At 65.8% G+C, this 18,675-nt stretch carries 19 protein-coding genes and 1 tRNA gene; 12 read left to right on the top strand and 8 right to left on the bottom strand.

Features of this window, described 5'->3' with window-relative positions; translation table 11 throughout:
* Positions 1-17 precede the first annotated feature (17 nt).
* From ACIQ3B_RS00100 to ACIQ3B_RS00075, 6 genes are all read left to right on the top strand, one after another.
* On the top strand, positions 18-1,250 hold the full coding sequence (locus ACIQ3B_RS00100; RefSeq protein ID WP_397398909.1) for an argininosuccinate synthase: 1,233 nt from the start codon (positions 18-20) through the stop codon (positions 1,248-1,250).
* Between the two features lie 77 nt (positions 1,251-1,327).
* Positions 1,328-1,735 carry an MAPEG family protein gene (locus ACIQ3B_RS00095; protein WP_397398907.1) on the top strand — a complete coding sequence of 136 codons (408 nt, stop codon included), beginning with the start codon at positions 1,328-1,330 and terminating at the stop codon, positions 1,733-1,735.
* A gap of 80 nt (positions 1,736-1,815) precedes the next feature.
* Positions 1,816-2,391 (top strand): CC0125/CC1285 family lipoprotein, encoded by a 576-nt coding sequence (locus ACIQ3B_RS00090; RefSeq protein ID WP_397398905.1) that lies wholly within the window; start codon positions 1,816-1,818, stop codon positions 2,389-2,391.
* 122 nt (positions 2,392-2,513) lie between these two features.
* Positions 2,514-4,553: a caspase family protein gene (locus ACIQ3B_RS00085; protein ID WP_397398903.1), complete on the top strand. Its 2,040-nt coding sequence runs from the start codon at positions 2,514-2,516 to the stop codon at positions 4,551-4,553.
* Positions 4,554-4,569: 16 nt separating this feature from the next.
* Complete coding sequence (locus ACIQ3B_RS00080; RefSeq protein ID WP_397398901.1) at positions 4,570-5,988, top strand: hypothetical protein; 1,419 nt, start codon at positions 4,570-4,572, stop codon at positions 5,986-5,988.
* 182 nt (positions 5,989-6,170) lie between these two features.
* Entirely contained in the window at positions 6,171-8,243 is a 2,073-nt protein-coding gene (locus tag ACIQ3B_RS00075) for a TonB-dependent receptor plug domain-containing protein (protein ID WP_397398899.1), read from the top strand.
* Between the two features lie 34 nt (positions 8,244-8,277).
* Here ACIQ3B_RS00075 and ACIQ3B_RS00070 read toward each other — a convergent pair.
* Both ACIQ3B_RS00070 and ACIQ3B_RS00065 read right to left on the bottom strand, forming a co-directional pair.
* A tRNA-Gly gene (locus ACIQ3B_RS00070) sits at positions 8,278-8,352 on the bottom strand.
* A gap of 91 nt (positions 8,353-8,443) precedes the next feature.
* Positions 8,444-9,187, bottom strand: a complete 744-nt coding sequence (locus tag ACIQ3B_RS00065; RefSeq protein ID WP_397399146.1) for a DUF6065 family protein — start codon at positions 9,185-9,187, stop codon at positions 8,444-8,446.
* Between the two features lie 333 nt (positions 9,188-9,520).
* On the opposite strand from ACIQ3B_RS00065, the gene ACIQ3B_RS00060 reads away from it, so the two are divergent.
* From ACIQ3B_RS00060 to ACIQ3B_RS00040, 5 genes are all read left to right on the top strand, one after another.
* On the top strand, positions 9,521-10,159 hold the full coding sequence (locus tag ACIQ3B_RS00060; protein ID WP_397398897.1) for a PEPxxWA-CTERM sorting domain-containing protein: 639 nt from the start codon (positions 9,521-9,523) through the stop codon (positions 10,157-10,159).
* Between the two features lie 118 nt (positions 10,160-10,277).
* Entirely contained in the window at positions 10,278-10,796 is a 519-nt protein-coding gene (locus ACIQ3B_RS00055; RefSeq protein WP_397398895.1) for a prolyl-tRNA synthetase associated domain-containing protein, read from the top strand.
* Between the two features lie 70 nt (positions 10,797-10,866).
* Positions 10,867-11,769: a tetratricopeptide repeat protein gene (locus ACIQ3B_RS00050; RefSeq protein WP_397398893.1), complete on the top strand. Its 903-nt coding sequence runs from the start codon at positions 10,867-10,869 to the stop codon at positions 11,767-11,769.
* A gap of 8 nt (positions 11,770-11,777) precedes the next feature.
* A complete protein-coding gene (locus tag ACIQ3B_RS00045) occupies positions 11,778-12,437 on the top strand; it encodes an LON peptidase substrate-binding domain-containing protein (RefSeq protein WP_397398891.1) in 660 nt (219 codons plus the stop codon).
* 9 nt (positions 12,438-12,446) lie between these two features.
* Positions 12,447-12,647: a Trm112 family protein gene (locus tag ACIQ3B_RS00040; protein ID WP_397398889.1), complete on the top strand. Its 201-nt coding sequence runs from the start codon at positions 12,447-12,449 to the stop codon at positions 12,645-12,647.
* 120 nt (positions 12,648-12,767) lie between these two features.
* Here ACIQ3B_RS00040 and ACIQ3B_RS00035 read toward each other — a convergent pair whose 3' ends face one another.
* From ACIQ3B_RS00035 to ACIQ3B_RS00010, 6 genes are all read right to left on the bottom strand, one after another.
* Positions 12,768-14,021 (bottom strand): UbiH/UbiF/VisC/COQ6 family ubiquinone biosynthesis hydroxylase, encoded by a 1,254-nt coding sequence (locus ACIQ3B_RS00035; RefSeq protein ID WP_397398887.1) that lies wholly within the window; start codon positions 14,019-14,021, stop codon positions 12,768-12,770.
* A 12-nt stretch (positions 14,022-14,033) separates the two neighbouring features.
* Positions 14,034-14,849, bottom strand: coding sequence for an enoyl-ACP reductase (locus ACIQ3B_RS00030; protein ID WP_397398885.1), 816 nt, complete (start codon positions 14,847-14,849; stop codon positions 14,034-14,036).
* A 68-nt stretch (positions 14,850-14,917) separates the two neighbouring features.
* A complete protein-coding gene (locus ACIQ3B_RS00025) occupies positions 14,918-15,103 on the bottom strand; it encodes an oxidoreductase-like domain-containing protein (RefSeq protein WP_397398883.1) in 186 nt (61 codons plus the stop codon).
* A gap of 7 nt (positions 15,104-15,110) precedes the next feature.
* A complete protein-coding gene (gene fabB, locus ACIQ3B_RS00020; RefSeq protein ID WP_397398881.1) occupies positions 15,111-16,322 on the bottom strand; it encodes a beta-ketoacyl-ACP synthase I in 1,212 nt (403 codons plus the stop codon).
* A gap of 29 nt (positions 16,323-16,351) precedes the next feature.
* Positions 16,352-16,873 (bottom strand): 3-hydroxyacyl-[acyl-carrier-protein] dehydratase FabA, encoded by a 522-nt coding sequence (gene fabA / locus ACIQ3B_RS00015; RefSeq protein WP_397398879.1) that lies wholly within the window; start codon positions 16,871-16,873, stop codon positions 16,352-16,354.
* 55 nt (positions 16,874-16,928) lie between these two features.
* Entirely contained in the window at positions 16,929-17,423 is a 495-nt protein-coding gene (locus ACIQ3B_RS00010) for an SH3 domain-containing protein (protein WP_397398877.1), read from the bottom strand.
* Positions 17,424-17,537: 114 nt separating this feature from the next.
* Between ACIQ3B_RS00010 and ACIQ3B_RS00005 the strand changes: the two genes are divergently transcribed.
* Positions 17,538-18,524, top strand: coding sequence for a 2-hydroxyacid dehydrogenase (locus ACIQ3B_RS00005; protein ID WP_397398875.1), 987 nt, complete (start codon positions 17,538-17,540; stop codon positions 18,522-18,524).
* Positions 18,525-18,675: the final 151 nt, after the last annotated feature.

Below are 18,675 nucleotides of genomic sequence, written 5' to 3'. Positions count from 1 at the left end.
CAAGGCGCTCCACCACCATGGCCAATCCGCCCGTCAAGAAGGTCGTCCTCGCCTATTCCGGCGGGCTCGACAGCTCCACCATCGTCAAGTGGCTGCAGACCGAGCTGGGCGCAGAGGTTGCAACCTTCACCGCCGATCTGGGGCAGGGCGAGGAGGTCGAGCCTGCGCGTCAGAAGGCGATCCTGCTGGGCGTGAAGCCGGAGTACGCTTTCGTGGAGGATGTCCGAGAGGAATTCGTCCGCGACTACGTCTTCCCGATGTTCCGGGCCAACACGGTCTATGAGGGCCAGTACCTGCTGGGCACATCTATCGCGCGGCCCCTCATCGCCAAGAAGCAGATCGAGATCGCGCGCAAGATCGGCGCCGACGCCGTGGCGCACGGCGCCACCGGCAAGGGCAATGACCAGGTGCGCTTCGAGCTGGCCTACTATGCGCTGGAGCCGGACATCCACGTGATCGCGCCCTGGCGTGACTGGGACTTCAAGAGCCGCGAGGCCTTGCTGGCGTTCGCCGAGCAGCATCAGATCCCGATCACCAAGGACAAGCGGGGCGAGGCGCCCTTCAGCGTCGACGCCAACCTGCTGCACTCCTCGTCCGAAGGTAAGGTGCTTGAAGACCCGGCCGTCGAGGCGCCCGAGTTTGTCCACATGCGCACCATCGCCCCGGAGGACGCGCCCGATACGCCGACCTACTTCACCATCGACTTTGAAAAGGGCGATGCAGTCGCCATCGACGGCGTGGCGATGTCGCCGGCGACCATTTTGACCAAGCTCAACCAACTGGGGCACGACAACGGCGTGGGTCGCCTCGACCTGGTCGAAAACCGCTTCGTCGGCATGAAGTCACGGGGTGTCTACGAGACGCCAGGCGGAACGATCCTGATCGTGGCGCATCGGGGCATCGAGAGCATCACCCTCGACCGCGGCTCCATGCATCTGAAGGACGAGCTGATGCCGAAGTACGCCTCGCTGGTCTACAACGGCTTCTGGTTCTCGCCCGAGCGCGAGATGCTGCAGGCGGCTATCGATCACAGCCAGCAGATGGTCACCGGCCAGGTCCGGGTGAAGCTCTACAAGGGCAATGTCAGCGTCGTGGGCCGCACAAGTCCCTATTCGCTCTATGATCAGGAACTGGTGACCTTCGAGGAGGGCGCGGTGGCCTATGATCATCGCGACGCAGCGGGCTTCATCAAGCTCAATGCATTGCGACTGCGGGTGAAAGCCAACCGCGACCGGCGCGCAAAAGGGTAGGTTCCCCTCGGGCGCGTTCGGCGCCAAGCTCGGTAGCAATGGCGGCGCGCGCCCGCCAACTTCTGGAGGACTCCTGAATGCCGCCCTATGCCTATGTCGCCCTCGTCACCCTGCTGGCGTTGCTGGCCTATTTCTGGATGGGCCTGCAGGTAGGCCGGGCCCGCGGCAAGAGCGGGATTCAGGCGCCGGCGATGACCGGTGACCCAGAACTCGAGCGCACCATCCGCGCCCACTACAACACCCTGGAATGGCTACCGCTGTTCCTCGTCCCGCTGTGGCTGTTCGCCATGTTCTGGGACGAACGTATCGCCGCCGCCGTCGGCGTTGTCTGGATCGTGGGACGCGTGATCTATCAGCGGGGCTATGTGGCCGATGCGGGCAAGCGCAGCACCGGGTTCCTGATCCAGGCCCTGGCTGTGGCGGTGCTCCTGTTCGGGTCGCTGGGCCGGGTCATCTATCTGCTGGCTACCGGCGCCAGCGTCTGACGACACGCAACCACATTTGCGGCAAGATGTTGTGGTTCGTACACCTCGTCGTGATCGCAGTTGAGCTGAAGGCGCAAAGAATGTTTGGACGATCTCTCGCCCTATCGGTGGTTCTGGCGACTGGCCTCGCGGCCTGCGCAACTCCAACGCCCTACCAACCGGTTGTGATGGGCAAGGCGTCGCTGGGCGGCTTCTCGGAGCAGCGGGTCGAGGCCAATCGCTTCCGCGTCAGCTTCAACGGCAATTCGCTGACCAGCCGTGAAACGGTCGAGGGCTACCTGTTGTTCCGGGCCGCCGAGTTGACCACCCAGAACGGCTATGACTGGTTCACCATCGTCGAGCGCGATACCGACAAGAAGACCCGGACCTATGTGGAGCCGGACCCCTTCTACCGACCCTGGTACGGCAGCTACGGCCTGTGGCGACCGTCCTGGCGCTACTATGGCGGCGGTTTCGGCTGGCGCGGCTGGGATCCGTTTTGGGGCGGCGCCTTCCTGGGTGACCGGGTCGACGTGCGGACCATCGAGAAATACGAGGCCTCTGCCGAAATCCTGATGCAGAAGGGCGTCAAGCCCGAGGGCGACGCCAGCGCGTTTGACGCCCGTGCCGTGACCGAAAACCTGCGTCCCCGGATCAAATATCCAGAGTCAAAATAAGGCGCCCATGCGTCCGGGCGATCGCCCGCCACGAATAGGGACTGACCACCGCATTCGCGAAGCCGTGCGTTTGTCGTCCATTGCGCTATGATGGGCTCTGTCTGGAGGGTGAGCGGATGCGCATGGCGCAGCGACGGCGCCTGAATCTTGGAACCAGGGCTTGGCGCGCCGCGCTGGCCGGGCTCGCGTTTGTCGTCAGCCTGAGTCTCGCGTCCGGCGCCTGGGCCGCCCAGCGTGTCGCCCTGGTGGTCGGCGTGTCGAAATACGACAAGGTCCCCAGCCTTAACAACCCCGCCAAGGACGCAAGGCTCGTACAGACCACGCTGCAGAAGCTGGGCTTCACCGTGACCGTGCTCACCGATCCCAGCCGCGCGTCGCTGATCGAAGGTCTCGGCGAGTTTGAGGAGGCGGCCAAGGGGTCCGAGGCGGCGGTGATCTACTACGCGGGTCATGGCGCGATGATCGACGGCGTGAACTATCTGCTGCCGAAGGACGCGGTGATCACCAACAAGTCGTCTTTGACCGGGACGGCGGTGGAGTCGGCTCGCCTTGGCCAGTCGATGATGGGCGCCAAGGCCGTCCGGCTGATCATCCTGGACGCCTGCCGGAACAATCCCACCGCCACCCGCAGCCTGGGCGGGAACAGCCGGGGGCTGACCCGGGAGACCGGTCCCACCAGCGTGGCGGTGGTCACCCTGATGGCGGCCGGCCCTGGACAGGTGGCCCAGGACGGCGCGGCCGGCGCCGCCAACAGCCCCTTCGCCATCGCTCTGACCCAGGGCCTTACCCGACCCGGCATCACCGTTGGCGAACTCCCCAGCTACGTGCAGGCCGAGGTCGAGCGAATGACCGAGGGCGAACAAACCCCGGACCTGCAAGGCATCTGGCCCAATGTGCACTGGAGTTTCGACCCCAACGGCCCGCCAAAGCTGGTTGCGGCAGCCGGAGCTGATCCCGTCAAGATCAAGTGGGAGAAGGACCAGGTCTTCTGGACCTCGATCAAGGACTCCGACGATCCGGCTGATTTCAAGGCCTATATGGACGCCCAGGATCGTGGCGAAATTTCCGGCGCGTTCCGCAAGCTGGCCTCCAATCGCATGCGCGCCCTGGAGAAGCTGCCGGCCGGATCGTTCCAGGTGGCTTCCCGGTCCGCCCAGCCGGGCCAGGATCTGGTGGTCACCGCCCGTGACGCGTTCGGGCGCGGCGACTATGCAGCCGCCTCCCGAGACTGGTCTGCGGCCGCCAGGGCTGGCAATGGCGCGGCCATGTACAACCTGGGTGTCATGTCGTTGTCCGGCAAGGGCGCAACCCGGGACATCACCGCGGCCGCCCGCTGGTTCAAGGCCTCGGCGGGCGCGGGCCACTCGGGAGGAATGGTCAACTGGGGCCTTTGCCTGCTGAACGGCTTCGGAACGGCGAAGGACGAGGCCTCGGGGTTCAGGTTCATTCAGGATGCCGCCAACCGGGGCTCTGCCAACGCCATGGGTTTGCTGGCCGAAGCCTACTACCGCGGCCGCGGCGTTGCGGCGGATCCGCAGCAGGGTGCAAGCTGGCTGCAGCGGGCGGTGGACGCCGGCGACGGTCCCTCGATCGCCCAGCTGGCCGACGCCTATGACCGGGGCGATGGCGTCGCCCGCGACGGGCGTCGCGCGTTCGGCCTCTACCAGCGCGCCGCTACCGCTGGCGACACCGAGGCCATGGTCCACCTGGGCTATGCCTACGAAGATGGTGAGGCCGTGCCGAAGGATGAGATCCAGGCCGCCACCTGGTATCAACGCGCCGCCGAGGCTGGCAACAGCGAGGGTATGTCGAGCCTGGCGGTGATGTTCGAGAGCGGGGCGGGTCTGCCGCAAGACGAGTTGCGGGCGGCGGAATACTATCGCGCCGCTGCTGATCTGGGTGATGCCCGAGGCTATCTGGGTCTAGGCAGCCTGACCGCGCGCGGCGCCGGCGTACCCGCCAACCCTGCCGAGGCGGTGCGTCTCTTCCAGCAGGCGGCGAACAAGGGCAGCGCCCTGGCGTTGCGCAACCTGGGGCTCATGCACGAGACCGGCCAGGGTGTCCGCGCGGACCGGGCGAAAGCCGTCGATTTCTATCGCAAGGCCATTGCGGCCGGCGACACAGGCGCGCGAGATGAATTGAAGCGCCTCGGCGTGCGGTGACCAGGGGGCTGAAGGTATGGGCGGACATCTGAAGGACCGGCGTTTGCGCCTTGCGGTCAGCGCCGCCGTGCTGGTCAGTCTGAACCTGAACCCGGTCATGGCCCAGAGCCAGGGCAGGGACGCCGTCCTCAACGCCTGCTCCACCCAGCGCGAAGGCTTGATCAAGCTGGACCGCGAGTACGACGAGCTCAAGCGCTCCAAGACCAGCGCAGCTCTCGGCGAGGGCCTGAAACAGGGCGCGGCTGTACTGGCCAAAGGCGTGATGAGTGGTGGTCTCGGGCGTCGCAGTGGCGGCTTCGGCGGCGCGCTTGGCGGCCTTGGCGGTGTCATGGGCGCGGTCGGCAGCATGGCGGCCCAGCAACAGGCCCAGCAGGCCAACACCTCTTCGGGCGCGGCGCCAGCCTCGGTGTTTGGCCCCGATCTCCTGTCCAGCGCCATGGGCCTGAATGTTCCCGGTATCAGCGGCGGGGGTGCCATGCGGGGCTATGCAGCCCTGGCCGTGCTGGTGGCGATCGTCGCCACGGCCGAAGCCTATGCCCAGTTGAAGGAACAGGAAGCCGGCGGCGACCTGCGCAAGGCCTCTTTCAATATCGACCAGGACGCGGCCAAACAGCTCACCGTGGCCCGCCAGATCGCCGATGACGGTCAGGCCCTCGTGGACTGCCGAACCCAGCAGGCTGCCGACATCAACACGCGCCTGGCCAGCGCCAGCAACGACAAGGATCGCCGCGCGGTCCGCCGCGAACGCACTGAACTGATGGGCGCGCTCAAGAAGGATGTGGACCTCACCGGAGAGGTGGTCGACCAGCACACCACCATGGCCAAGACCTTCACCCAGGGCCGCGCCATGACGGATGGCGCGTCGGAGGCCGATGTGCTGGGCGGCCAGGCGCCGGCCTATGCGGCCGCTCCCGCCGTCACGCGACTGTCGATGCCCAAGGCCGCAGCGGCGCCGTCGGAGGGTGATCAGGCAGCGGCGCAGGCCCCGGCCGCCCCGGCGCCGGCCATGGTGGCGATCCGCGCCACAGTGGTGCGATCCGCGCCTGTGGCCTCCGCACCATCTCTGATGAACATGCCCTTAGGTCGCGAGGTGAAGCCCACCACCGCCCAGGCAGATGGTGGCTGGTGGGAGATCGACGTGGCCGGACAGCCCGGCTACGTCCGCGCCGCCGATCTCGGGCCGCCCGGGTCCGCCCCCGCGCCCGTGCAGACCGCCGCCAAGGGCAAGGGCGCTCGCCCCGCTGCGACAGCGAAGGCCCCGCCAGCCCCGCCTGTCCCGGCCGGCCCCACCAACATTCGCGCCTACAACCAGCAGGTCATCGCCGCCCGCGACAACGGCAAGGGCCGCCTCTCCAGTCTGATGACGGATATCCAGACCAGCCAGCGGCGCGAGAGCGTCCTCTACGCCTGGATGGAACGTCTGACGCGCGGATAGGCGTCTGCGGAGACATCCGCGGGCTCGCCGATTGACCTGGACGGCGGCGCTGTCCAAGGTCCGTCCACAAAATGAACTGTGTAGTGGTCCGGGCCGTAACGATGTGTGTTGAAGTCTCTCGAGGACAAGCCTGGCGATGGGCGGCTTCGGCGTTCGTCCTGGCGGGGTTGGCAGGTCCAGCCATGGCCCAGCCGACGCAGCCTGCGCCCGTTTCCGACGGCCAGACGGTCTATCCGGCCGCCTTCTTCGCGCCCTACAACCCGGTGAACGCCAGTGACATGGTCGCCCGCGTGCCGGGCTTCGAGCTCAAGGACGGTGACGAGCGGCGCGGCTTCGCCTCCGCCGGCAATCTGCTGATCAATGGCGAACGTCCCAGTTCCAAAACCGCAGCGTCAGAACTTCTGAAGCGGATCCCCGCCAGTAACGTGACACGGATCGAGCTGCTCTCCGGCTCGAGCGCCGGCCTCGACGTGCGCGGCCAGTCGCAACTCGTCAATGTCGTGGTGACGCAAACCGCAGCGAAGGGCGGGGGAACCACCTGGTCGCTCGGGCTGCGGCATCTGCAATACTCCAACCGTGTGGGCTGGCTGGTGCAGGCTTCCAGGGCCGTGCAGCTCTCGCCGCAGGCTGAACTCGGTCTCGATGTTCAGTTCCCCAACCTGCTCGGGCGAGGCGACAGCCGTGACAGGCTGGTCAACGCGAGCGGCGTGCAAACGGGCGCGCGGCGGCTGCTTGGCAAGCCGCAGAACATCGGCGCCCAGGGTTCTGCGACCCTGCGCTGGCGTCCCACGTCAATGGACACGGTGAACGCCAATATCCAGCTTGCGCCCACCTGGAACCACCTGGACACCATCCAGTCCGAGGTGACGGGAACCGGCGCCCCGCGCAGCCTCCTGATCGGCCGGTCCGATTTCGAGGCCAACTATACCGGAGAGCTTGGCGCGGACTGGGAGCGGCAGCTCGGCGGCGGTTTGTCGGCCAAGCTGGTGACGCTGGTCTCCAACGGCAGCGTCGATCAGCGCGACGTGTTCAACATCCAGAATTTTCCCGCTACCTTCGTCACGCGTACCCAGGATCGGACCACCCGGAACGGGGAGCGCATCGCGCGCGGTCGTATCAAGTGGACCGTGAACCAGGCGCACACGCTCGAGTTCGGCGGCGAGGGGGCGTTCAACTATCGCGACACAACCTTCAACATCACCAACCAGATCGGCGGCGGGCCAGTGGTCAAGGTGCCGCTTGCGGTGTCTGACGCGCGCGTCGAGGAGACCCGGGGCGAGGTCTTCGCCACGGACGTCTGGACGGTCTCGCCGGCGCTGACCCTGGAGTACGGCCTCAGCCTCGAGGCCTCGCGTATCACCCAGACCGGCGATCCGCAAAAGGAACGCAGCTTTCGCTTTGTGAAGCCACGCGCCACGGCGACCTGGACCATGGGGCCGGCCGGCACGCTGCGCGCCAGCCTGGTCCGCGACGTCGCCCAGCTTGATTTCGCGGAGTTTTCCAGCACCGTCGATTTCGTCAACGCCGCCGCGACCCAGGGAAACCCCAATCTGGTTCCCGAGAAGGCCTGGAAGGCGCGACTGGAGTGGGAAACCCGTCTCGCGCCCCGCACCGCCCTGACGGTCGCAGCCTTCGCCGATCGGGTGGACGATGTTCGCGACCTGGTCGAGATCGCTGGCGCCGACGCCTTCGGCAACATCGGCCGCGGCAGCCGCCTGGGCCTGGAGGCGCGCGCCGCCACGCCACTGGCCTTCATCGGTCTTCCGAACGCCGAGCTTCGGTTCAACGGCGTGTGGCAACGCACGCGGGTGACCGATCCGATCACCGGCGAGCAGCGGTCGTTCTCGGTCCCGCTGGAGCGGCAAGGTACGACGGCGGGCAGCCCGACGCTCAATCTTGGCAACAAGGACTGGGCTTATGTGCTCACCTTCCGCCAGAATATGCCGTCCTGGCATCTGTCGTGGGGAGCGTCGGTGGTCGACTGGTCGGATCGCAGTGAGCATCGGCGGCTCGAGGTCATCTCCTACGAACGCCCCCTGCCCCGACTGGACCTATTCCTCGAGACTACGGCGATCCGACCGGTGACCGTGCGGGTTTTCGCCAACAATGTCCTGTCGCCGCGGGAAACGCGCACGCGTGAGTACTTCCAGGGCGCCCGCGCCACCGGCCGGATTGACCGGCTGGAGATTCGCAGGGCGCTCGGCGGCCCCGAGGGCCTGCGCACGGAAGGTTTTCAGGTGTCGGGTCGGTTCTGATCCGGCAGACCGGGTGTGTTCTGAATCTCGAAATTGGAGCGGGCGAAGAGATTCGAACTCTCGACCCCAACCTTGGCAAGGTTGTGCTCTACCACTGAGCTACGCCCGCGCTCCGTAGGGGGAAATCGACCCCCAAATGCGAGAGGCGGCTATATGGCAGAGGCCCTCGCGCTTGGCAAGCCGGGCGCTGGCCCAATCCGTCAGCCGCGTTTCGGGGTCTTCAATTTGCGCTTGTTGACGTGGCCCTCGGGGCTGGGGGCGTCGACCTCTTCCGGGAATTCGCCCTTGAAGTAGTAGCGTTGCCAGGCGGCCTTGGTGGCCTCGGGGTCGCCCCGGAAGATCTTCTGGTTGAACTCCGAGCGGTGCTTTTCCCAGACGTCGTACTGGTGGCGCAGCTCGGGGTCGGAATCCATGCGGCGGATCACCGGCTGGATGTCGTGCAGCATCTTGTCCTGCACCAGGGTGATGAAACAGAAGGGCTCGCCCTTTTCGAAGCGCACCCGGCCAGGCCGGGTGAACAGCCAGTTCATGGTGAAGGGAAAGGGCAGCCAGTCGGTTTCCACCACCCCGGCCAGCGCCTGGATGCCGTCCTTGGGCTGGTTCGGCGGGCCCATGGCCATCATCGACCAGCCGGGCGGCGTGCGGAACAGATAGCCGGGGTGCATTGTCAGCACGCCGTGGCTGAAGTGACTGGTCGCCAGGCGGTGGAAGTCCGGATTGGGATAGTCAGGCTTCAAGGTGATGTCGGCCTGCATCAGCCCGCCATTCCATTCGGCGGTGAAGGCCACGGGGCATAGAATCTCCCAGCCCGACGAATTGGCCATGTTGAGCGGCAGGCAACGATAAGGGTGGCGCGAGGTGAAGCTGTCCATCCAGGCGCGCTGCGGCCGACCGGGCACGATTTCCGGCGGGCGCTCGGTGGTAGGGAAGCACTCAAGCTCCATGCGCGGCTGGGTCATGCGGACTCCCGATCAACGATACCGAGCCATAAGGCCAGACGGCGGGAATTGGAAACCGTTGACCCGCCCCAAAAACAAGAAGGGCTTCGACCCGCCGCAAGCAAGGATCTCTCTCGATTCCCGAGGGGGCTGGGCTTCTCGCTCAATACCCGGTGGATGCTGCCGCGCCATGACCTCGTCCAGCCTCTCGCTTCCCGGACTTGATGTCTCCGCCAGAGTTCCCCCCTCAGGGGAGTGGCTACAATTTTCAGATGCTGGCGACCGGAGCAGCAATCTGGGAAACGCCGGTATCAGTTAGTGAGTTTGGGTTTAGTGTTCATGCGTAAGTATATTCTGGCCGGAGTGGCGGCGGCGGTTCTCGGGATTGCGGGTTCAGCCCAGGCGGCCACCGTCGTGTTCTTTTCAACCTTCAATGGGTTGCAACCGCTGAACACGTGGAGCGTGGTCCAGTCTGCCGATGGCTGGACCGCGACCGGCGGTCCCGGCATCGAGCTGCAGAACCGGGTCGCAGGCAATCCCAACACGGCGGCTCTGAACGATGTGTTCGTTGAGTTGGACAGCCACAACGGCTCCATTGGCCAGAACAACAGCTCCATGTCGCGGCAAATTACCAACGCCGGGTCCTATCTGCTCGAATTCCTCTACTCGCCCCGCCCGGGGGTCAGCCTTCAGAGCAATGGCATCGGCGTATTCCTCAACAATGTACAGATTCCGCCGACCTTCGAGCAGGCCGGAGGCAGCCAGACGAGCTGGTCTCTGAAGACGATCGAGTTCTATGCCGCCGCCAACTCCACGCTCACTTTCTCGGCGCTGGGCACGTCCGAGACTCTCGGCGGCTACGTCGATGATATCAAGCTGACCGCGGTGCCCGAGCCTGCGACCTGGGCGATGATGATCATGGGCTTTGGCGGGGCCGGCGCGCTGCTCCGGCGGCGTCGGTCACTCGAGGCCGCCTAACCGAGACACTGTCCTCCAGGCGCCGTCGCCAGGGGCTTGGCGACGGCGTTTTTGCGCCTCGCGTCCAGAAGGCTGCCATGGCTGGCGACCTGATGTGTTTCGGCTATCTATGCGCCACATGAAGACCCGCAAAGATCTCATGCGCTACCTGGCGGAACAGGACATAGAGGCCAGGAGCCTTGATCACCCGGCTGTCTTTACGGTGGGCGAGGGTGGGGAAATCAAGGCGTCGCTTACGGGCGCCCAAACCAAAAATCTGTTCCTGAAAGATGACCGGGGTCAGCTCTGGCTGATCTCGGCGGAAAGCCACGCCATCATCGATCTGAAGAACCTGCACCGCATCATCGGTTCGGGGCGGCTGTCGTTCGGCAAGCCGGAAGTGATGGTGGAGACACTCGGTGTGACGCCGGGGTCCGTTACGGCGTTTGGCCTGATCAACGATGTGGATCATCGAGTCAGGTTCGTTCTCGACCGGACCCTTGCCGAGGCCGATCACGTCAATTTCCACCCCCTCACCAATACCGCGACGACGACAATCAGCGGCGCAGGCTTTAGACGGTTTCTCGCGGCCCTTGAGGTCACGCCGACAATCGTGGATTTCGTCACAATGAGCGTGGTCCCGATGGGTCAGGATTGAAGCCGGTGGCTGATGTGGCCATGTTGCGTAGTGGTGACCCGCACGGGTCAGGAAGAGGACTATTCAGGCCATGACCCTGATCGGTGAAGCACAAGGCGCACCCGTCGCCGACCTCATCAAGGACACCACCGACGCCACCTTCATGGCCGATGTGGTCGAGGCGTCGAAGACGACGCCGGTCATCGTGGACTTCTGGGCCACCTGGTGTGGCCCTTGCCGACAGCTGGGCCCGGCGCTCGAAAAGGCGGTGACCGCCGCAAAGGGCAAGGTAAAGCTGGTCAAGGTGGATATCGACAAGAACCCGGCCTATGCGGGCCAGCTTCGGGTGCAGTCGATACCTGCCGTGTTCGCCTTTGTGGACGGCCGGCCGGTGGACACATTCTCGGGCGCCTTGCCCGAGAGCCAGGTGAAGGCGTTCGTGGACAGGGTCGCCAAGCTGGGTCGCGGCGGCGCTTCGCCGGCCGACCAGTTGCTGGAGATGGCCCGCGAGTCGCTGGAGCTGGGCGATCCGGGCGGCGCCGCCCAGGCCTACGCCCAGGTGCTGCAGATGGATCCCGCCAATGTGAAGGCCATCGGCGGCATGGCCCGGCTTTATCAGCAGGCCGGCGATCTGGAGCGCGCTGCCGAAGTGCTGGCGCTGGCCCCACCGGACGCGAAGGATCCGGATATCGCCAGCGTCCGGGCGGCGCTCGCTCTGGCGGCCGAGGCGCCCTCGGAAACCGCAGCGTTCGAGGCGCGTCTGGCGACCGACGCCGACGACCACGAGGCGCGCCTGGAACTGGCCAAGGCTCTGGCTGGTGCGGGCCACATGACAGAGGCGGTGGACCAGCTGATCGAAATCATCCGGCGCGACCGCGCCTGGAACGACGAAGCGGCGCGCAAACAGCTCCTCGTCGTCTTTGAAGCTGCCGGGCAAATGTCTGATGTCGCCAAACAGGGGCGGCGCAAACTCTCCGCCATCCTGTTCAGTTGAAGGTCGCCATGGCTCCATACCGCCAAACCGCCGATCTGCCCCAGTTGATCCCGGTGTTTCCCCTGGACGGCGCGCTGCTTTTGCCCGGCGGCGAGCTGCCATTGCAGATATTCGAGCCGCGCTATCTCAACATGATCGACGATGTCATGGCTGGAGACCGGGTGATCGGCATGATCCAGACCCGCCAGGGCGGCGACCGGGCGCGGCCAAAGCTGGCCGACGTCGGCTGCGTCGGCCGGATCACCAGCTACAACGAGACCTCGGACGGTCGCTATCTGATCACGCTCACCGGGGTTTGCCGTTTCGAGGCCGGCGAGGAGCTTGATTTGCGGCTGCCTTACCGACAGCTGCGCGCCCGCTACACGCGGTTTGGCGGAGATCTCGGGCAGAATGAAAGCCTGGAGGCGCCGGCGCTGGCCCGTGCACGTTTCGCCCGCGCCCTGAAGCGCTACCTCAACCTTAGGCAACTCGACATTGATTGGGAGAGCGCCCAGGAGGCGCCGCTGGAGGCCCTGGTCAACAGCCTCTGCATGGGCCTGCCCTTCGAGCCTGCCGAGAAGCAGGCTTTTCTTGAGACCCCCGATCTGGCCGGTCGATTCGAGATCCTGACCACCTTGCTGGAGATCGACGCCGGAGATCCGGATGACGAGCCGCCGCGCCTGCAGTAAGGGTCAGCAATGAGCACCCCCGAGACAAACGTCGATGTCGACCCGCGGCTTCTGGAAATCCTGATCTGCCCCGTCAGCCGTGGCCCACTGATATATGACCGCGAAAAGGCCGAGCTTGTCAGCGCCAAGGCGCGGCTGGCCTATCCGATCCGTGACGGGGTGCCGATCATGCTCCCGGAAGACGCCCGCGATCTGGGCGAGGGGGAATAGCCCTGGGGCGGGTTGAGGAAAAGTGGGAACCGGTTTTCCGCCCGCAACGCGCTCTAAACAAATGAGGGCGATCACGTCGAGATTGGATTGATTCAATCCAATCTCGACGTGATCAAGCGCCTACAGCGCCTCGCCGCGCAGCAGCCTTGGCAAATCCCCAACTGCGCCACCGGCTTCCTGCATGAAGAACTTCCGGGCTGGCGCGATCCGGTTCACCGCTGCCATGCCCACGCCCCGGACCAGCCGGAGCAGCGGATTGTCATTTGAAAACAGGCGTACGAACAGATCCGTGCCCACCGCCAGGGTGACGGTGTCGAAGGTGCGCCAGGCGGCATAGCGCGCCAGCACCACCTCTGAGCCGATGTCCTCGCCCAACCGAATGGCGTCGACCAGCACCTCGGCCAGGGCGGCGGCGCCCTTCAGCCCCAGGTTCAGGCCCTGGCCGGCGATCGGATGGATGCCGTGGGCCGAATCCCCCAGCAGGGCGACGCGCGGGGCCACGAAGCGCTCGGCCAGCTGCAGGCTGAGCGGATAGGTGAAGATCGGGCCCTCCACCGTAAGTTCGCCCAGGAACTCACCGAACCGCCGCGCCAGATGGGCCTGGAACACTTCGGGCCGGGCGGCCTTCAGCGCCTCGCCCCGTGCGCTGCTCTCGGTCCAGACCAGGCTGGCCCGATTGTCGGTCAACGGCAGGATTGCGAACGGGCCGCCCGGCAGGAAATACTCGTGCGCCACGCCGCCATGCGGCCGTTCCATCCGTACGGTCGCCACCACGCCGGTCTGTGGATAGTCCCAGCCGACAGCCCCAATCCCTGCGGCTGAGCGGATCACCGATCCGCGCCCCTCAGCGCCGACCACAAGCGGCGCGGTCAGGACCCGGCCGTCCTGCAGGGTCACCGTGGCCTCACGGGCGGTGACGTCTGCCCGGATCACTCGGGCCGGCGCCATCACCTCGATCCCGGCGCGCTTCACCGCGCCAGCCAGCACCGCGCGGATATGACGGTTCTCCAGCAGATAGCCCAGCGGCTCCCCTTCGGACCGGTCCGCGATCTCGGCGGAGTCGAAGCGCAGGAAGAAGGGGGTTGGCGCACCCGCAGACGCGCCCGGCGTCCGGCCATCGGTCACCAGGATCTGTTCGATCCGCTGGGCATGGGGTTCCAGCGCTTCGGCCAGGCCCAGGGCTCTCCATTGCCGAAACGCGGAGTAGGCGATGGCCGAGGCGCGACCATCAAACGTCGGGGCGATCTGGTCGTCGAACGCCACCGGATCGATCAGCATTGGCCGCAGCCCCGCCTGGGCCAAGGCCAGCGCCAAAGTCGACCCGGCGATCCCGGCGCCGGCGATGATCACGTCGTGTTGGGCTGAGCCCGTCATCTTGCGAACCGCCTATTCGGCCTCATCTTCGGAGAAGCCCATGATGTGGAAGCCGGCGTCCACATGGATTACCTCGCCGGTGGTGGACTTGCCGAGGTCAGACAGCAGCCACAACGCCGCCCCGGCCACGCCCTCCATGGAGGTGTCTTCCTTCATGGCCGAGAGCGAACGGCCCTTGGCCAGCATGCCGCGGCCGCCGGAAATGCCCGCCAGCGACAGCGTCTTCATGGCGCCGGGTGAGAGCGCGTTGACGCGGATGCCCTTCGGTCCGAGGTCGCGGGCGGCATAGCGCACCGCCGCCTCCAGCGCCGCCTTGGCGACACCCATGGTGTTGTAGTTCGGGATCGCCCGCTCCGAGCCCATGTAGGTGAGCGTCAGGATCGACCCGCCGGTCTCCGGCATCAGTTCGGCGGCCCGCCGGGCGCAATCCACAAAACTGAACGCTGAGATATTCATCGCCCGCAGGAAACCGTCGCGCGTCGTATTGTCGACGAAGCTGCCCTTCAGCTCGTCCTTGCTGGCGAAGGCGATCGCGTGGATAAAGAAGTCGATCTGGCCGTAGGCCTGCTTCACCACATCGAAGGCGGCGTCCATGGCCGCGTCATCCGTGACATCGACAGGGGCCAGCACCTTTACGCCGATGCTGTCGGCCAGGGGCTGTACGCGACGCTCCATGCCCGGCAGGTGCAGGAAGGCGATTTCCGCGCCCTGGGCGGCAAGCTGGCTGGCGATCCCCCAGGCGATGGACTGGTGGTTGGCCACGCCGGTCACAACCCCGCGCTTGCCCTTCATCAGGTTACCGGTGGGCATCTGATAATCGTCGGCCACGTCGCGTTCTCCCTTGTTGAGGCGGGTTTTGAACGGGGACAAGCCGAAGGGCAAGGGAGTGCTCGCGGTCAGGGCTCGCGGGACAGGCGATCCATCACCTCGGCGGGGTCATGACCCAGCACCCTGACGCGGCCTTCCCACCGCTCCAGCGCCTTGTCGTAGTAGTCGAAGATGCACGGATAGCAGCCGCGCTGGCAGCACGTCTCCGGGTCCGGCGGGACAGGCGGTTTTGGCAGGAGCTGATCCGCCGCCACGCAGTCCTCAGAGCCTGGCCATCACCAGGCAGCCGTTGGTGCCGCCAAAGCCGAACGAATTGCTCATCACAGTCTCCAGCGGCATGTCGCTGCGTTCGAGCAGGATGGGCAGGTCGGCGAATGCCGGATCCAGGGTCTCGATGTGGGCGCTCTCGCAGGCGAAGCCGTTGTTCAGCATCAACAGGCTGTAGATCGCCTCCTGCGCGCCGGCGGCGCCCAGGCTGTGGCCGGTCAGGGACTTGGTCGAGGAGATCAGCGGCGGCTTGTCGCCGAAGACGGACCGAACCGCCTCCATCTCCTTGATGTCGCCTACCGGTGTCGAGGTGCCGTGCGGGTTCAGATAGTCGATGGATCGCCCGCCGATGGTGGACATCGCCAGCTTCATGCACCGCGCCGCGCCCTCGCCCGAGGGCGCCACCATGTCGAAACCGTCTGAATTGGCGCCATAGCCTACGATCTCGCCATATATCTTAGCGCCGCGGGCCCTTGCGTATTCCAGCTCCTCAAGCACCAGGATGCCTGCGCCGCCGGCGATCACGAAACCGTCGCGGTTGACGTCATAGGCGCGGCTGGCCACGGCCGGCGTCTCGTTGAAGTTGCTGCTCATGGCGCCCATGGCGTCGAACATGACGCTGAGGGTCCAGTCCAGTTCCTCGACGCCGCCGGCGAAGACCACATCCTGCTTGCCCATCAGGATCTGCTCGTATCCGACGCCGATGCAGTGGGCCGAGGTGGCGCAGGCCGACGAAATCGAGAAGTTGAGACCCCGGATCTTGAACCATGTCGACAGCGTCGCCGAGGCGCCGGAGCTCATGGCCTTGGGCACCGCGAAGGGCCCCACGCGCTTCGGACCGCGCTCACGCGCCGTCGCGGCGGCTTCCACAATCACCCGGGTCGATGGCCCGCCCGCGCCGACCACCAGGCCCGTGCGTTCGTTGGAGACCTGGCTCTCGTCAAGGCCGGAGTCGGCGATGGCCTGTTCCATCGCGATATGGCCAAAGCCTGTGCCCTGGGCCAGGAAGCGCGCGGCGCGCCGGTCCACCATCGCCTCCCAGTCGATCTGGGGCGGGGCGTGAACCTGGCTCCGGAAGCCAAGCTCGGCATACTCAGGGGCGGCGACGATGCCGGACCTTGCCTCCCTGAGTGAAGCCAGAACCTCGTTGGTGTTGTTACCGATGGACGAGACTATGCCCATCCCTGTGACGACGACGCGGCGCATCAGAGCGTCTCCTCCCCGTGTGTTGGCTTTCAGCCTTGTTCCTTGAAAAGGCCGACCCGCAGATCCTTGGCCTCATAGATTGGTTTGCCGTCTGCAAGCAGCACCGCGTCACCGATGCCCATCACCAGCCGGCGAAGGATCACACGCTTCATATCAATTCGGTATGTCACTTTCTGGATATCGGGGGTGACCTCGCCCGCGAACCGTACTTCCCCGCAGCCCAGTGCGCGGCCGCGCCCCGGAGCGCCGCTCCAGCCCAGGAAGAAACCGACCAGTTGCCACATGGCGTCCAGTCCCAGGCAGCCCGGCATCACCGGATCGTTGATGAAATGACAGTCAAAGAACCACAGGCCGGGCCGTACATCGAGCTCGGCCTCAATATGACCCTTGCCGTGGGGACCACCGTCGGAGTTGATTTCGATGATCCGGTCGAACATCAGCATCGGAGGCGCCGGAAGCTGGGCATTGCCTGGACCGAACAACTCGCCGCGACCACACGCGATGAGCTCCTCATAGGAGAAGCTGGAAGGCCGGGCTGCCGGATCGCTCATCGAGAAGGCTTTCAACTAAAGAGCCTCAGGGCCTAGCACAGGCCCGCCCGCCGCCTCAACGACATTGCAGTACGTCGGATGTACCCCAGAGGCTGCCCACAGGGACCCAGCCCTTGGCGCCCGGCGCCTTCACGCGGCACCAGCCTTTTTCGCACCTGTCCAGCTCGGCCATCGCGCGTACGTTCAGATAGGCGGTGGGCGTGGCGTCGGCCTTGGCCGAGCGGTAGATCGGCGCCGGCGTCTTGCGGGTATTGATGACTGTGCGCCGCCCATCCGTCAGGCGTTTGTGAATCCAGGCGACCTGGCCCTCGGGGTCACAGACCCGCCGCCACGCCGTGGTCTCGGCGATCACCTGCAGTGGAAGGCCCTTGGCGCGATAGACGAACAACAGCTTGTGATCATCTCCCGGGCCGGCGCGCGCGTTCACGTTGCCGAATTTCAGGGTGATGTAGCGTGGCACGGCGTAGCCGGAGGGTGTCTGGCGCTCCGCCGCCGCCATTGAGGGCACAAGGCAAAGTGCGGCTACAGCGCCCAGACCCAGTCGTTTCATCCGCTGATCGCTCAAGCCGCACACCCCGCCTTGGCCCTGCCCACGCCGTTTGCTAGGGTCCGGATAGTGAGCGCCCGGGAGCGGCGCCGGAAGCAATCCTTTTTTCGTAGGCACATGGCCCCCCGCAAGCCGAAAGTCATCGTCACCCGCAGACTGCCGGACTCGGTTGAGACCCGCATGCGCGAACTGTTCGACGCCGAACTCAACGTCTCCGATGAGCCGATGAGCCGCAAGGCCCTGATCGAGGCCATGGGGCGCTGCGATGTTCTGGCGTCCACCATAACCGACCGGATCGACGCCGGATTGATCGAAAAGGCTGGAGAAAGGCTGAAGCTGATCGCCAACTTCGGCGCCGGGGTCGATCACATTGACGTGGCCGCCGCCGCCGCACGTGGCATTCTGGTCACCAACACGCCCGGCGTGCTCACCGAAGACACCGCCGACCTGACAATGACCCTGATGATGGTCACCCTGCGCCGGGTGATCGAAGGGTCCAACGCGGTGCAGTCCGGCGAGTTCGCCGGATGGGCGCCCACCTGGATGCTGGGTCGGCGAATCACTGGCAAACGGCTGGGAATCATCGGCATGGGCCGGATCGGCACGGCGGTCGCGCGCCGCGCCAAGGCGTTCGGTCTGCAGATTCACTACCACAACCGCAAACCGGTCAGCTCCCGGGTGGCGGAGGAACTGGGCGCCACCTACTGGGACAGCCTGGACCAGATGCTGGCCCGGATGGACATCATCTCCGTCCATTCGCCGCACACGCCGGCCACCTATCACCTGCTGTCCGGGCGGCGGCTGAAACTGATGCCGAAGCACGCCATTCTGATCAATACGGCCCGAGGTGAGATCATCGACGAGGTGGCCCTGGCGGATCTGCTGGCCTCCGGCGACCTGGCCGGCGCCGGGCTCGACGTGTTCGAGCAGGAGCCCCGGGTGAACCCCAAACTCCTGAAAAACCCCAACGCCGTGCTGCTGCCGCACATGGGTTCGGCCACCGTGGAGGCGCGGGTCGAGATGGGCGAGAAGGTAATCATCAACATCAAGGTCTGGATGGACGGCGAGAAGCCGCCGGACCGGGTGTTGCCCCAGATGCTCTGATGCGCTCCTAAGTCGATGCTTTAGCCGTTCTCCTCCCCCGTCGGGGGAGGGGGACCACGCGAAGCGGGGTGGAGGGGGCTTGCCGGGAGCAGCGTGCCTGACACTCTGACCCTATGTACGCCCCGAGGACGACAATCCGTCGCGCGCGGTC

Source organism: Phenylobacterium sp. (assembly GCF_044358365.1).
GTDB lineage: Bacteria > Pseudomonadota > Alphaproteobacteria > Caulobacterales > Caulobacteraceae > Phenylobacterium.
Note: the sequence above shows the minus strand (reverse complement) of the source record. Positions and strands in the feature narration are given on the sequence as shown.